Genomic DNA, 14873 nt, shown 5'->3' with positions numbered 1-14873 from the left:
TCTCGGGACCGCGAGGGACCACGGACAGTACGTCCACGCCATGCGGCAGTCCAGCGATTCTGTGTCAGCTCAGCGCAGAAGCATCTCGTACGGGCACGGCCTCTCACGCGGCCAACCCCAGCAGGGCCAACAGATCCGCAGTGACGACCCGATAGGCGTTGCCCAGCCGCAGCACCTTGCACGGGTACTGGCCGCGCTTGGCGAGTTCGTACCCCTTGCTGCGCCCAAGCCCCAACGCCCGATTGCCTGTCTCCAGGTCAACGGCAGCGGGGAGCTCCAGAAGCTCCGCTCGACTCATCCCTTTCGCCCGACCGACCTCTTCGTTCTCGCGCACGCGCGCTCCATCCATGACTGAGCCCTCGGCGAACGCGACCGTCGCGCCCGTCTCCAGGCCATGGAATCAACGCTAAGCGAGCTAATGTGTCTCCATGACACAACGCCGTGGCGAGCATGGATCCAGGAAGACCGACGACGAGGACGACGTCCTTGAGTGGGTGGACCAGGTAATGGCCACCGTGGCCGCCGAGGTCCGCAGACGGCGGAAGGAACTGGGGTGGAGTGCACAGGACTTGGCCGACCGATGCGAGGAGATCGGTCACCCGATCCCCCGCAACGTGATCGCCAACATGGAGTCCGGGCGCCGCTCCAACCTGCCCCTGGTCGAGGTCATGGTCCTGGCCGAGGCGCTGAACACCCCGCCCATCTGCCTCGTCTACCCCGTCGGCTACGTCGACGACGTGCAGCGGCTTCCGCTCCAGGACCCCACCTCCCCCTTGGACGCCCTGCGCTGGTTCACAGGGGAGGAGACCGACCTCGGTGCGGACGACGACATGCTCCGCTACTTCCGTGCCCACCACACCGCCCAGGAGCGGCTGCGGAGCGCGCGGCGCGACGAGGAGTACGCGCGCTACCACGCCAAGACCGCGCCTAACGCCGACCGCAAGGCTGAGGCACTGCGCTCCCAAGCCCGCGCCGCCGAGGCGGCTGACGAGGCCGAGAGCCGCCTGCGCAAGGTCCGCGCCTTCATCCGGCAAGAAGGCGTCACGCCTCCGTTCCTGTGGCCCGACATCGAAGCCGCGATCGAGTCACCCGAAACCGACTCCGACGCCATCGAGGAGAATGATCTTTGAAGGGCTCCACCTATCGCCGCTGTTCCTGCCGCGACCCGAAGACCGGCAAGGAACTCGGCGCCTCCTGCCCCAAGCGCAACAGCAGGAACCACTGCACGTACTCCATACGCCAGGAGCTGCCGCCCCGCGATGACGGCAGCCGACGCTCGTTCGCCCGCGGCGGGTACAGCAGCCTCAAAGCGGCTCAGGCGGACCTCGACCACGTACGCGCTCTCATGGGACTCGCCGAGTCCGACGACTCCGAGGGCGTCCAGCTGATCGCGGAGATGCTCGCCGAGGTGAGCGGCGAGAAGCTGCCCCTGCCTGACTGGAGGAGACGAGGCGCCGGCTGATGGCCGGCCAGGACCTCGTGGGCAGCCTGACCGTGGGCGAATGGCTGGACCGGTGGCTCGCCGGCAAGCGCATCCGGAAGTCGGGCATCAGCCGCTACGAGACCGACGTCCGCGTCCACCTAAAGCCCCGCATCGGAGACCGTCGCCTCGACCGACTGCGCGTGAGTCATCTCAGCGAGATGTTCACCGCCATCTCCGACGCCAACGCCGAGATCCTGGAGCAGAACGCCCAGCGTCGGGCTGCTGTCGAGGAGTTGGCGACCGTGCCGTGGAAGGGCGCGGAGAACCGTGCTCGCCGCAAAGCCATGAAGGCCGCACTCGACGCCATGCCGCCGTTCCGCCGCATCACCGGGCCGTCGACGCGACAGCACATCAAGGCCACCCTCCGAGCCGCCCTGAACGACGCGATCGGCCAGCAGATCATCACGTTCAACCCGGCGGCCCACGTCGAGATCGATCCGGTCCGCAAGCCGAAGGCCCTGGTGTGGACGGACGAGCGCGTCGCCCGGTGGCGGCAGACGGGCGAGAAGCCCTCCCCCGTCATGGTCTGGACGCCGGAACAGACGGGCGCCTTCCTCGACTTCGTGGAGACCGACCGCCTGTACGCCATGTGGCACCTGATCGCCTTCCGTGGCCTGCGGCGCGGTGAGGCGTGCGGGCAGCCGTGGTCAGAGACGAACCTCGACCGGCATTCCCTCACGGTCACGGGCCAGCTCGTGCAGGACGGCTGGGAGGTCGAGTCGTCCGAACCGAAGACGGACAGCGGCTTCCGTGTCGTCGCCCTGGACGACGACACCACCGGCGTCCATGAACGCCACCGCAAGCAACAGCAGGCCGAGCGCGAGGAGTGGGGCCCGGCCTGGATCGATACCGGCCTCGTCTTCACCCAGGAGAACGGCTCCTGGCTCCACCCGGGCAAGGTCACCGACCTCTTCGAGCGCCTCATCTCCGCCTCCGGCCTCCCGCCGATCCGGCTGCACGACCTCCGCCACGGTGCGGCCACGCTCATGCTCGCCGCCGGCATCGACGTCAAAATCGTGTCGGACACCCTCGGGCACAGCGACACCCGGATCACGCGGGACATCTACCAGGACTCTCGGGAATTGCATCAGATGGGCGAGAAATTGAAGGTCACGACGTCAGGGCAGGGGCCGACGAGGACCCCACCCTCCTGCAACTTTGCGGCTTGAGCTGGGAGTTTGGCGATCAGATCCCATCTGATGCAGGATTTGCCCTCTGGAGGGGAGGGTGAAAGTGGGTGTACAGCGACGCGCCGACCTGGCGGGGGCGGCTCACCTGGAGCTGGTCTCCGGGGTGGCTCAGCTGCGTCCGCAGGACGCGATGGTCGAAGCGATGGTGCGGGGCTGGCGGGCCCAACAGGCCGCTCGCGGGCTTCGCGAGGACACGGTCACCGCGCGGGAACGACTCGTACGGCGGTTTCTGGAGCACACCAACGAATACCCGTGGGCCTGGACTCCTGGCCATGTGGATGAGTGGTCACTGTGGCTGACCAGCGAGAAGCACCTCGCGCCGTCCACGATCCGCAGCTATCAGGGCAGCCTGCGCCTGTTCAGTGAGTTCTTGATCGACGGTCGCTACGGCTGGTCGGTGGCGTGCGAGGACGCCTTCGGCACTCACCCCGTGGCCATCTGCCACGAGTGGAACACCATCGCCCACCTCAACGACTACGAGGGGCGCCCCGAGGCGAGGCCGTTCACCCGCGAGGAGATCCAACGCTTCCTCGACTACGCCGACGACCAGGTCGATCGAGCGGTACGGGCCAAGCGCAAGGGAGCCCTCGCCGCCTACCGCGATGCCACCCTCTTCAAGGTCATCTATGGGTGGGGTCTGCGCCGGACGGAGGCATCGAAGCTGGATGTGGTCGACTTCGGGCGGAACGCGAAGGCGCCGCAGTTCGGCCGGTACGGCACCCTCAACGTCCGCTACGGCAAAGCGAAGAAGGGGCAGCCGCCGCGCCGTCGGAACGTGCTGTCGGTGATGGACTGGGCGGTGGACGCGGTCGCCGATTACGTGGAGAACGTACGGCCGCGGTTCGGCTGCGAGGATCACCCCGCCTTGTGGGTGACCGAGCGCAGCGGCCGGGTCCAGCCGGCGGAGATCAACGCCCGGTTCGTCGCCTACCGCGACGCGCTGAAGCTCCCGAAGGCCCTGACCGTCCACTCGGCTCGCCACTCCTACGTCACCCACCTCACGGAGGACGGGGTTGACCGCCGGTTTCTCCAGCAGCAAGTCGGTCACGAGAATGACAGCTCCACCGCTATCTACACCCACGTCAGCGACGACTTCATGAACACCATGCTCCACAGGGCACTTGCGCCCGTGCTCGCCCCGTTCCCCGCAAACAAGGACCGCTGATGGCCGCGAAGCTCGACTACCACTGGCACTTGCGCAAGGTCATGGCCGACCGAGGACTCTTTTCCACCACCGACCTCATCCCGCTGCTGGACGAACGCGGCATCACACTGTCGTCCAGCCAGGTCTACCGGCTCGTCGTCGAGCGCCCCGAGCGGCTCAGCCTGAAGATCCTCATGGCCCTGCTCGACATCCTCAACTGCACCATGGACGACCTCATCGAGCCGACCGCCGCAGCGGGTGCCGGAACCGCTACCCGAACAAAGAAGGCTGTCGGTGCCGAGGCAGGCGTCGGTGACCTGCGCCCCAAGCGAGCCCGCATCAGCGGTTTCGAGCGGCCGTGACCGCACCCGGGCACCCCGAGCGGGCCGTCTCCGACCCGATCGGGCTCATTGCGGACCTGGTCGCGGCCATCGAACATCGGCTGGAGCCGGACCGGATCCGTGCGGTGGTCGCCAGCGTCGCGGGCGGACGCTCGAAATCACGCCTGCTCGCGGCACATCTCACTGAGCATCCTCGCGTGCTGAATGACGGTCGCTCGCCGGCGCCCAGGGCCGTCGGCGACCTGCTCATCGCCCTGCGTGAGGCCGGGGCCCAGACGGTCTCGCCGCCGTGTTGCGCCGAATGCGGCAGGCAGATACGAACGCTCCAGCGCCGCGGCCAGGACTGGTACTGCTGGAACTGCGGGCGGTCACAGCCCGAGCCGTGTGCTGCCTGCGGAAACACCCGCCGGGTCGCTTCACGCGACCGGACCGGGCGGCCGCGATGCGGCAAGTGCCCGGACGACGACGGACGCGACCCCATCGCAGTGATCGGTGCCCTGATCGCTGAACTGGATCCGCAGGCCGAACGGGAGGCGGTCTCCGACGCGGTCCGTCGATCGGCACCTCGTCCCTCCTACCAGCGGAAACTTGCCTGGGCTCTGGAATCCCACCCAGCTCTGCTGACCGGCGACGGTCACCTCGCACCCCACCGCGCGATCCTCAAGTTGATCGACCTGCTGCACGAGGCCGGCATCGCCGGGATCGTCCGACCGTCCTGCCCCGGCTGCCACAGAGTCGTACGCATCGACAAGCCTTTGGACGGAAGGCGGGTCTGCCGCATGTGCATCTCCCACTCCCGTATCGAGGAGTGCTCGGGATGCGGAGCCCGCCGAGAGCCCGCCACCCGCGACGACCAAGGTCGGCCAGTGTGTCCGAACTGCCTGGTCAGCGACCCGGCGAACCTGGAGACCTGCATCAACTGCGGCCGACGAAGGGTCGTGAACACCCGCACACCGGACGGCCCGCTCTGCCAGAGCTGCCCCTCCTTGCCCACCGCGACTTGCAGTATCTGCGACGCGGAGAAACCCTGCGGCACCTCCCGGACTACGGGTCGGCCATGGTGCCTGGACTGCCAGCGTCACACCGCGCCGTGCTCGGCCTGCGGCGGCGTCGCGGCGGTCGTATCCGGCACTCTCGACCAGCCCCTTTGCCTGGGCTGCACCGTCCCTGAGGTCTGGCACACCTGCCCCACCTGCAGCGAGCCCGATTACCCGCACCCCGGTCAGTGCGCTCGTTGTCTCATCAATCAGCGCCTCAACGAACTCCTGGGCCCTCCGTCCGATGCCCTCCACCCCGGTCTCGAAGCCCTGCGGAACAACATTGCCACCACCGAGCACCCACTCACCGCCAATCGGTGGCTGAACAAGCCGTTCGTGTCTCCGGTCCTGGCCGACCTCGCGGCCGGCAGACGCGCCCTGACTCACGAGGCCCTCGACGAGCTGCCCGACAGCCCGCCCCTCGCTCACCTCCGCCAGGTCCTCGTCGGCGTCGGTGCCCTGCCCGAGCGGGACGAGTACATGGTCCGCCTCGAACGTTTCCTCACCGGCCTTCTCGCATCACAGCAAGACCCCGAACAGCGCAAAGTCCTGCACCGGTACGTGATATGGCACCTGGTCCGTCGACTACGCCGACGCAACAACGGCCGCCCCGTCACTCCGCAGCAGTTCGCCTCCACACGCCAACGCACCCACGCGGCCGTCGCCTTCCTGAACTGGCTGACGGCCCACAGCCTGACCTTGGAAACCTGCAGACAGGCCGACCTCGACCGGTGGCTCACCGACGACTCCGCCACCTACCGCCACACAGCCGGGCACTTCATCCGCTGGGCCCGCACCAACAAGCTCACCACTGTCCACGTCCCCGCTGTCCGCTGGAACGGCCCCACCCAGCCACTCGACGACGAACACCGCTGGAACGTCGCACGTCGGCTCCTGCACGACGACAACCTCAATCCCGAAGACCGCCTTGCCGGACTGCTTCTCCTCCTTTACGCCCAAGGGCCGTCGGCGATCCACCGGTTGACCACCGAGGACGTCGAAGTCGGGGTCCAGGAAGTACGTCTCCGCCTCGGCGACGCCCCCGTCCAGTTACCCGAGCCCGTCGCCCACCTCGCCCGCACCGTCACGGCGAACCGCAAGGGCCACGCAACCATCGGCGCCCTGACACCGTCTCCATGGCTCTTCCCCGGCGGACAGCCCGGACGGCCGATCAGCACCACACAGCTGACCCAACGGCTGAACCGGCTCGGGATCCGTCCCAATCAAGCCCGCAGCACGGCGCTCTTCCAACTCGCCACCGAGATCCCCGCCTCGATCCTCGCCCGCACCCTGGGCATCCACACCGACGTCGCCGTCGCCTGGCAACGACTCTCCGCAGGCGACTGGGCCGACTACGCCGCTGAAGTCAGCCGACGGCGGGGCGAAGGAGACATTGGCACGGCAACCCTCAATTGACCATCGCGGCTGTGCTTCCACCGCTCGGGGCCTGAGCACCAACCGATGGGATCGTGAGACGAGCTTCAGCGCGATGCCACGGAGTCTTCAGCCGTTCTTGAAAACATCGGCTCCAGCCGAAACAAGTGTCCCCAGTGTCGCAAGAGTCGCCGCAAGAAGGCCCACGGCAGAAAGCTGTTCGGCAGTGGAGAGCGTCTTCCACCAACTTCCGGCTGGAAGCTCGCCGGTCACAGCAAGGCGGCCTCTACCAGCGCGGTCGCGTGCCCATTGCTGGACCGCCCTAACGGCAAAGTAGAGCGCGAACATAGCCAGGACCAACAGACTGCTCAGCGGCAGAGGCTTGTTGACCCATTCGGCACCCGTCGCTCCTGGCGGTGCGCCAACACGGCTGCCTGGGTACCACACCACGGCATACACGATCACGAAGGTCCACAAGAAGACGCCACCAACTGCGCTCCGCATCTTGCGATGCGCTTCGGAGCGGGACTTGCTGCTTCCGCCCACAGCCTCATCCTCCAGGAAGAGACGGATCTGGGCGTCAGCGCCATAGACCCAGGTGGGGTCCGAGCCTGTGACGGTCACTTCTGCATGTTCCGGCGTGAGTTGCACACTGACTGCACATCTGCCTGATGCCTCCTTTGCCGTGAAGGTCAAGTTGCTCCACTGATCTGGGTTCCCCGGCAGCGGGGCGCTACGGACTGCTGCCACCAGGTCGTCCAGGGCGGCGGCGCGAAAAGTTCGGTTGTGGCTTTCAGTAGAGAGCTCGACAGCATCAGTGCTGAAGCCCGACGAAGCGGTGGCGAAGAGACCATCGAGTTGACGGCGGCCAAGGCGGCACCGGTAGTACGTGTGCTTCAACGTGATCGCTGGCGGCTGCGTGGTCATGGAGTTGATTTTGCACCGACAGGCCACCTCCGCGACCGGCGTTTCAGGATCAGCGTTCCGGCCATCTGACACAGGCGATTCGCGCTGAGCCACGTGCGGCGACGTCCCTCCCAGCTCCGTGATCACTCTTTGTCGATCAAGCGCCGGATGAGGCATTCGGACAGTTCCAATACCCGACGTCACCATTAAGCGTGCTCCCCCACGTCGGCAAGAGCGCTGCCGAGGCAACCGCCAAGCTGGTCCCGCTCCAGCGCAAGGCGGACGCCGAAGCGGCCGAACGCAAGGCCGAGAAGGCCCGGAAGAAGACCAAGCGCGCCAAGAAGGCCCGGGCAGAGGGCAAGAAGAAGGCCGGGCAGAAGAAGGCCGGGCAGAAGAAGCCCAAGAAGTAGGGCCGGTCCCCGCTCCGCTCACGCATCGCTCACGCAAGCACTTCCACGCCATCCCCGTCGCGCGGCTCGGCCGGCCCCGGGCATGAAAAAACCCCAGGTCACGGCGAGTGAGTCCTGGGGTTAATCCGAGCCGCCTTCGGGATTCGAACCCGAGACCTACGCATTACGAGTGCGTTGCTCTGGCCAACTGAGCTAAGGCGGCACCGCCCTGTTCGCACCATGATGCGATCAGCAGCGACGCCAAGTCTACACAGTTTCGGAGGGTGCTCCGTACCAGCCCGTACAGGGGCCGTCCTCGCAGGTCAGCGGCACTTCTTGCCCGAGGCCGGCGGGGTGCCCTCCAGGAGGTACGTGTTGATCGCCGTGTCGATGCAGTCGCTGCCGCGGCCGTACGCGGTGTGGCCGTCGCCCGCGTAGGTGAGGAGGGTGCCGGAGGAGAGCTGGTCCGCCAGGGACTCGGCCCAGCGGTACGGGGTGGCCGGGTCGCGGGTGGTGCCGACCACGACGACGGGGGCCGCGCCCTCGGCCTTGATGCGGTGGGCGGAGCCGGTGGCGGGGACGGGCCAGTAGGCGCAGTTCAGGGCCGCCCAGGCGAAGCCCCTGCCGAAGACCGGGGACGCCTTTTCGAAGGAGGGGAGCGCCTTGGCGACCGCATCCGGACCGGAGAACGCGGGCGGAAGATCGAGGCAGTTCACCGCGGCGTTGGCGAACATCAGGTTCGTGTACTTGCCGCTCGGCTCCCGCTCGTAGTAGCTGTCGGCCAGGGTCAGCAGGCCGGAACCGTCGCCCGACTCGGCGGCGGTCAGCGCGCTCCGGAGCTGCGGCCAGGCCGACTCGTCGTACATGGCGGCGATGACGCCCGTCGTGGCGAGCGATTCGCCGAGTTCGCGGGACTCGCCGGTGCGGATCGGGTCCGCGTCCAGCCGCGTGAACAGCTTCTTCAGCCGGTCCGCCGCGTCGGAGGCGGACGTGGTGCCGAGCGGGCAGTCCTTCTGCTTCACGCAGTCCTGCGCGAACGACTGGAACGCCGTCTCGAACCCCGCCGTCTGGTCCCGGTTCATCTCCACGGGCGACAGCGAGGGGTCCATCGCCCCGTCGAGGACCAGGCGGCCGGTGCGCCCCGGGAACAGCTCGGCGTACGTCGCCCCCAGGAACGTCCCGTACGACGCCCCCACATAGTTCAGGTGCTCGTCACCGAGCAGGGCCCGCAGCATGTCCATGTCGCGGGCCGTCTCCACGGTCGAGACATGCGGCAACACCTCCCCGGACCGCTTCTCGCAGCCCGAGGCGAACTTCTCGAAGGCCCCCTTCAGCTTCGTGACCTCGGCGTCGTCGTCCGGGGTCTGGTCCACCTGTGTGTACGCGTCCATCTGCGCCCCGGTCAGACACTCGACGGGCTCGCTGCGTGCCACCCCGCGCGGATCGATCGCCACCATGTCGTAGCGGGCACGCACCTGGGCCGGGTAGCCGATCGCTGCGTAGCCCTGGAGGTAGCCGATGGCCGATCCGCCGGGACCGCCCGGGTTCACCAGGAGGGAGCCGATCCGCTTGCCGGGGCCGGTCGCCTTTTTCCGGGAGACGGCCAGCTTGATCTCGCCGCCGTCCGGCTTCGCGTAGTCGAGCGGCGCCTTCATCGTCGTGCACTGGAAGCCGCTGACACCGCAGTCCCGCCAGCTGAGGTGCTGGGAGTAGAACGGCTTCAGGGCCGCCGGCACGGCCGAGGGCGAGGCGGACGCCGACTCGGCGGAGGACGAGGCGCCTGACGACGAGCCGCCGCTGCACCCGGAAACGAGCAGGCCGGCAGCGCCCAACGCGAGGACGAGAGTGCGGAACGAGCGCCTGGAGTCCATGCCCGGAGCGTAGCCGCCACCTCACCGACCACCCGATTCCTTCCTCCTTCGGGTGATTCGGCGGGCCGCGCAAGGTGCCCGGCGGCGCGCCGTGGCTCCTCAGCCCGCGCGCAGGGCCATCGTCATCGCCTCCACCGCCAGCAGCGGCGCCACGTTGCGGTCCAGGGCCTGGCGGCAGGCCGACACCGCCTCGATCCGGCGCAGCGTGCGCTCCGGGGTGGACGCGCGGGCGACGCGGTCCAGGGCGTCCTGCGCGTCGGCGTTGGCTATGGCGATCCGTGAGCCGAACTGCAGGGCGAGCACATCGCGGTAGAAGCCGGTCAGCTCGGTGAGCGCCAGGTCGAGGCTGTCGCGCTGGGTGCGGGTCTTGCGGCGCTTCTGCTTGTCCTCCAGCTCCTTCATCACCCCGGCCGTCCCTCGCGGCATCCGGCCCCCGGCGGCGGCTCCGAGCGCCGCCTTCATGTCCTCCGTCTCCTTGGCATCTATCTCCTCGGACGCCTGCTTCGCGTCCTCGGTCGCCGTGTCGATCAGCTCCTGCGCCGCCTTGAGGCACCCCCCGATGTCCTCCACGCGCAATGGCAGCTTCAGCACCGCGGCCCGCCGCGCCCTGGCCCGCTCGTCCGTGGCGAGGCGACGCGCCCGGCCGATGTGCCCCTGGGTGGCGCGGGCGGCGGCAGCGGCCCGCTCGGGATCGATGCCGTCCCTGCGGACCAGGACATCGGCGACCGAGTCGACCGGCGGTGTCCGCAGCGTGAGGTGGCGACACCGGGACCGGATCGTCGGCAGCACGTCCTCCAACGAGGGTGCGCAGAGCAGCCACACCGTGCGCGGGGCGGGCTCCTCGACGGCCTTCAGCAGGACGTTGCCCGCGCCCTCGGTGAGGCGGTCGGCGTCCTCCATGACGATGACCTGCCAGCGCCCGACGGCCGGCGAGAGCTGGGCGCGGCGGACCAGCTCACGGGTCTCCTTCACACCGATGGAGAGCAGGTCGGTGCGGATCACGTCCACATCGGCGTGCGTACCGATGAGGCTGGTGTGACACCCGTCGCAGAAGCCGCAGCCCGGTGCCCCGCCCAGCGCGCGGTCCGGGCTGGTGCACTGCAGCGCGGCGGCGAACGCCCGGGCGGCGGTGGAGCGCCCCGAGCCGGGAGGACCGGTGAACAGCCAGGCGTGCGTCATCTTCGAGGCGGCCGGCACCGGCTCCCGCGCCGCCTCGGCGGTGACCAGCGCGTCGGCGTCCCGGGCGGCGGCGCCCAGCTGCTCCTGCACCCGGTCCTGGCCGACCAGGTCGTCCCACACGGACATGGGGCACCGCCTTTCACTTCGCTCGACGCGTCGCTCTCGTCGATCCGGTCTCCCATTGTGAGGGACGGGTCCGACAACGCGGATGCCGATGGCCCCACACCAGGGAAAGGTGCGGGGCCATCGGCGTCGTCCCGTAAGGGTGCCCCGGACCGCGCGCGGCCCCGGGGGTCAAGCAGGCCCCAGGCCTCAAGCGGGCCGGGGCCGGGGCTCGTCCCGGCCGGAAGCACCCCCGGGCCAGAAGCTCACCCCGGGCCGGAAGCACCCCCAGGCCAGAAGCCCGACCAGGCCGGAAGCGCGTCCCAGCCGGAAGCGCGTCCCAGCCGGAAGCACCCCCGGCCTCCCGGTCAGCGGCGCGGCCGTCGGCCCCGGCCGCCCGAGGGCTCCGGGCCCTCGTCGTCGTGCCGGCCCAGCAGCTCGTCGGCGAGGCTGGGCAGGTCGTCCAGCGGGGTCTCCTCCGCCCAGTCGGGCCGGGGGCGCCGGGAGCGGCGGGAACTCTGCTGCTCCTCGGCCTGCCTCGGGTCAGCGTGCGGGTCGGTGATCTGCGGCAGCTCGCGGGTGCGCTCGTTCTCGCTCTCCGCCGGGCGTTCGTCCCGGAAAATACCGCGAGGCACCCGGTCGGCCGGGTCGGCATCCCGTACGCCGCCGTGCCCGGTGTCCTGGATCGCCGGGAGCACCGTCGTCTCGTCCGAGGCTCCGGAGGGTTCCGGCGCGTCCGAGAACTTGGGGATCACCGTCGTCTCGTCCTGGTCCGACGGCCAGGGCGCCGACGAGGCACCACGCGGCCGGTCGGTGCGCGACGGCCGGTCCGTCGGCGAGGGCACCGGCTGAGTGATCTCGTTCGGGTCGACGATCGGGGTGGGCACCGTCAGCTCGTTGTCGGGCTCGGAGGGCCCGTCGCCGGCGTCGGGGCGCGCGGCCGAACCGGACGGCTCGTCACCGCTTCCGGATTCCGCCGCGCCGCCCTCCTGCCGCAGCCGGGATTCCTTCTGGGCAGCCCGGGTGCGGGCCTCCTGACGCGCGGCCAGGGCGCGCGCCTCCTCCTCGCGGGCCGCCCTCTCACGGGCACGCTCCGCTTCGGCCTCGGCCTTCGCCTGGGCCTCCGCTTCCGCCTGACGGCGGGCGGCCTCGGCCCGCAGGAGGGACTCCTCGGCCTGGCGCTGCTTCTCCAGCCGCTTGGCCTCGGCCTCCTTGCGCAGCCGGGCCTCCTCCTCCGCCTGTCGGCGCAGCCGGGCCTGTTCGGCCTCGTAGGCGGCTTCCTCCGCCTCGCGACGGGCCCGCTCGGCCTCGGCGACGCGACGTGCCTCCTCGGCACGCTCCCGCTCCTCCTCAGCACGCCGCCGCTCTTCCTCGGCACGCTTGCGGGCTTCCTCCTCGGCGCGCTGCCGGGCCTCCTCGGCCTGGCGCTCGGCCTCGCGGCGGCGAGCTTCCTCCTCCTCGCGGCGCTTGCGCTCCTCCTCCTCCGCGCGGAGCTTGGCGAGCTGTTCCTGGCGCTCACGCTCCAGGCGCTCCTCCTCCGCCTTGCGGGCGGCCTCCTCCTCGGCGCGGCGCCTGGCCTCTTCCTCGGCGGCCTTGCGGGCCTCCTCGCGGGCCTTGATCTCGGCCTCGGAGAGGGGAAGGACCTGGTCGAGGCGGTGGCGTACGACGGTGGTGACGGCCTCCGGTTCCTGCCCGGCGTCCACCACGAGGTAGCGCGTCGGGTCGGCGGCGGCCAGGGTCAGGAAGCCGGAACGCACCCGGGCGTGGAACTCGGGCGGCTCGGACTCCAGCCGGTCGGGCGCCTCGGTGAACCGTTCCCTCGCGGTCTCGGGCGGGACGTCCAGGAGCACGGTCAGGTGCGGTACGAGGCCACTCGTCGCCCAGCGCGAGATGCGGGCGATCTCGGTGGGCGCCAGGTCCCGGCCCGCGCCCTGGTAGGCGACGGACGAGTCGATGTAGCGGTCGGAGATGACGACCGCGCCGCGCTCCAGTGCCGGGCGGACGACCGAGTCGACGTGCTCGGCGCGGTCGGCGGCGTACAGCAGGGCCTCGGCCCGGTTGGAGAGTCCGGCCGACGACACGTCGAGCAGGATGGACCGCAGCCGCTTGCCGATCGGGGTCGCGCCGGGCTCACGGGTGACGACGACCTCGTGCCCCTTGGCCCGGATCCACTCGGCGAGCGCGTCGACCTGGGTGGACTTGCCGGCCCCGTCGCCGCCCTCCAGGGCGATGAAGAAGCCGTTCGCGGCGGGTGCGACCGCCGGGTCGCCGCCGCGCAGCGCCTCGCGCAGGTCACGCCGCAGCGGCACGCCGGAACGGTCGTCCGTCTTCGCGAGGACGATGACCGCGACCGGCAGCAGCAGGGCGCCGACGAGCATCAGCGTGAACGCCGCGCCGCCGTGGGCGAAGACGAAGTCGCCCGTGGTCAGCCGGTGGGTGCCGATGGCCGCGGCGACCAGGGGGCCGCCGACCGCACCGAGCGCGATCAGGACCCGGACGACGGCCTGGAGGTGTTCGGTGGTCCTGGTCCGGCGGGCTTCCTCGGTCTCCTGGTCGACCAGGACATGACCGGTGTTCGCGGCGACGCCCGCCGCGTACCCGGCGAGGGCGGCGAGCAGGACGACGGTCGCGGTGTCCGGGACGAGGCCCATCGCCAGGAGGGCGACGCCGGTGACGGCGGTGGCGAGCGACAGCATCCGCCGCCGCGACAGCGTGGGCAGCACCTTCCCCGCCGTACGGATGCCGACACCTGTGGCACCGGTGAGAGCGAGGATCAGCAGAGAGAGGGTTACGGGACCGCCGCCGAGGTCGCTGGCGTGCAGCACGGCGACCGCGGCCGCCGCGGCGATGGCTCCGGCGACCGCCGCGCAGGTGGCGACGATCAGCGGGATGGCACCGGTACGCCCCTTGTCGGGGCCGTTCCCCGCGGACGGACGCCGCAACCCCTCCAGCGGGGAGCGCGGGCGGGGCGTCTGCGTACCGGGCAGTTCCAGGAAGTACAGGGTGGAGATGGAGGCGGAGAACAGCCCGGCCGCGACGTACGAGCCGAGGGCCGCCTGATGGAACGAGAACCAGTCGAGGCCGGACCCCAGAAGGTTGCCGATGATCGTGGCGACCAGCAGAACGGCAGCGGCGAGGGGAACGGCCGCGAAGTCCGTACGCAGGGAGAGCCGGCGCAGCGGGTCGAGGTGGTCCGGCAGCGGCCGCACGGCCGCGCCCTCGATCGGTGGGGCGGGCAGCAGTGCGGGGGCCGCGCTCTCCTTGGCGACCGTCCACAGGCGTTCGGCGGCACCGGTCACGAAGACGGTGACGAGGATCATGGTGAGCGCGTTGGACGGCGTCCAGTCGATCCACAGCGGCGCGACGACCAGCAGCGCGAGCCGCAACCCGTCGGCCCCGATCATCAGCCACCGCCGGTCGATCGGCCCGCCCGGCGCGGTGAGGGACGTCAAAGGCCCCAGAAGTACGGCTCCGAAGAGCAGGGTGGAAATGATCCGGGCCCCGAACACGGCGGCGACGGCGAACGCCGCCCCGCGGTATCCGGACCCGAATGAGCCCTCAAGGACCGCCGCTTGCAGCGACAGCAACACCAGCACGAGAAGGGCGAGTGCATCGCCGGTACTGCCGACGAGCTGTGCGCTCCACAACCGCTTCAGCGGGGGAACACGCAACAGGGCTCGTACGGCGCGCTCGCGTGAGTCTGCGGCAAGTGTGTCGGAGGTGGGGCTCACGACCGTAGGCTGCTCGGCTCGCGTCATCCGCCCAGCCTAACGGCCCGTCCCCACCCACCGTGTCCCCACCCGAACAAACGCCCACCGAGTCCGGCGTTTGAAGCGCAGCCCCCAGGGCAAAGCCTC

General features: G+C 70.0%; 10 protein-coding genes, 1 tRNA gene and 1 pseudogene. 6 read left to right on the top strand and 6 right to left on the bottom strand.

The annotated features are described in order from the left end of the window. Window positions 1-103: 103 nt before the first annotated feature. Window positions 104-349: a hypothetical protein gene (locus BLW14_RS17260; protein WP_371128078.1), complete on the bottom strand. Its 246-nt coding sequence runs from the start codon at window positions 347-349 to the stop codon at window positions 104-106. A gap of 79 nt (window positions 350-428) precedes the next feature. Here BLW14_RS17260 and BLW14_RS17255 point away from each other — a divergent pair, with 79 nt between their 5' ends. From BLW14_RS17255 to BLW14_RS17235, 5 genes and pseudogenes are all read left to right on the top strand, one after another. Next, window positions 429-1130: a helix-turn-helix domain-containing protein gene (locus BLW14_RS17255; RefSeq protein WP_093708147.1), complete on the top strand. Its 702-nt coding sequence runs from the start codon at window positions 429-431 to the stop codon at window positions 1128-1130. Beyond that, window positions 1127-2652: pseudogene (locus tag BLW14_RS17250) on the top strand (tyrosine-type recombinase/integrase). The gene BLW14_RS17255 and the pseudogene BLW14_RS17250 overlap by 4 nt, the downstream one beginning before the upstream one ends. Window positions 2653-2716: 64 nt before the next feature. After that, complete coding sequence (locus tag BLW14_RS17245) at window positions 2717-3838, top strand: tyrosine-type recombinase/integrase (RefSeq protein WP_093708146.1); 1122 nt, start codon at window positions 2717-2719, stop codon at window positions 3836-3838. Continuing rightward, a complete protein-coding gene (locus BLW14_RS17240; RefSeq protein ID WP_177154008.1) occupies window positions 3838-4179 on the top strand; it encodes a helix-turn-helix domain-containing protein in 342 nt (113 codons plus the stop codon). Before BLW14_RS17245 ends, BLW14_RS17240 begins: the two co-directional genes overlap by 1 nt. Continuing rightward, a complete protein-coding gene (locus BLW14_RS17235; protein WP_093708144.1) occupies window positions 4176-6611 on the top strand; it encodes a hypothetical protein in 2436 nt (811 codons plus the stop codon). The genes BLW14_RS17240 and BLW14_RS17235 overlap by 4 nt, the downstream gene beginning before the upstream one ends. 87 nt (window positions 6612-6698) lie before the next feature. Here BLW14_RS17235 and BLW14_RS34240 read toward each other — a convergent pair whose 3' ends face one another. Then, window positions 6699-7496, bottom strand: a complete 798-nt coding sequence (locus BLW14_RS34240; protein WP_143052010.1) for a hypothetical protein — start codon at window positions 7494-7496, stop codon at window positions 6699-6701. A 191-nt stretch (window positions 7497-7687) separates the two neighbouring features. Here BLW14_RS34240 and BLW14_RS34525 point away from each other — a divergent pair, with 191 nt between their 5' ends. Next, complete coding sequence (locus BLW14_RS34525; protein ID WP_093708143.1) at window positions 7688-7885, top strand: hypothetical protein; 198 nt, start codon at window positions 7688-7690, stop codon at window positions 7883-7885. Between the two features lie 128 nt (window positions 7886-8013). On the opposite strand, the gene BLW14_RS17225 is transcribed toward BLW14_RS34525, so the two are convergent. From BLW14_RS17225 to tmk, 4 genes are all read right to left on the bottom strand, one after another. Further along, window positions 8014-8087: transfer RNA gene (locus BLW14_RS17225), tRNA-Thr, on the bottom strand. A 100-nt stretch (window positions 8088-8187) separates the two neighbouring features. Beyond that, entirely contained in the window at window positions 8188-9735 is a 1548-nt protein-coding gene (locus tag BLW14_RS17220) for an alpha/beta hydrolase (protein WP_093708142.1), read from the bottom strand. A 99-nt stretch (window positions 9736-9834) separates the two neighbouring features. After that, window positions 9835-11040, bottom strand: a complete 1206-nt coding sequence (locus BLW14_RS17215) for a DNA polymerase III subunit delta' (RefSeq protein WP_093708141.1) — start codon at window positions 11038-11040, stop codon at window positions 9835-9837. A gap of 344 nt (window positions 11041-11384) precedes the next feature. Next, the gene (gene tmk, locus BLW14_RS17210; protein WP_177154007.1) at window positions 11385-14774 is read right to left on the bottom strand and encodes a dTMP kinase; all 3390 of its coding nucleotides are present in this window, start codon (window positions 14772-14774) and stop codon (window positions 11385-11387) included. Window positions 14775-14873: the final 99 nt, after the last annotated feature.

This window comes from Streptomyces sp. 2131.1 (assembly GCF_900105515.1).
Lineage (GTDB): Bacteria > Actinomycetota > Actinomycetes > Streptomycetales > Streptomycetaceae > Streptomyces > Streptomyces drozdowiczii.
The sequence above is the reverse complement of the archived record's forward strand: the minus strand, read 5'-3'. Positions and strand labels throughout refer to the sequence as shown.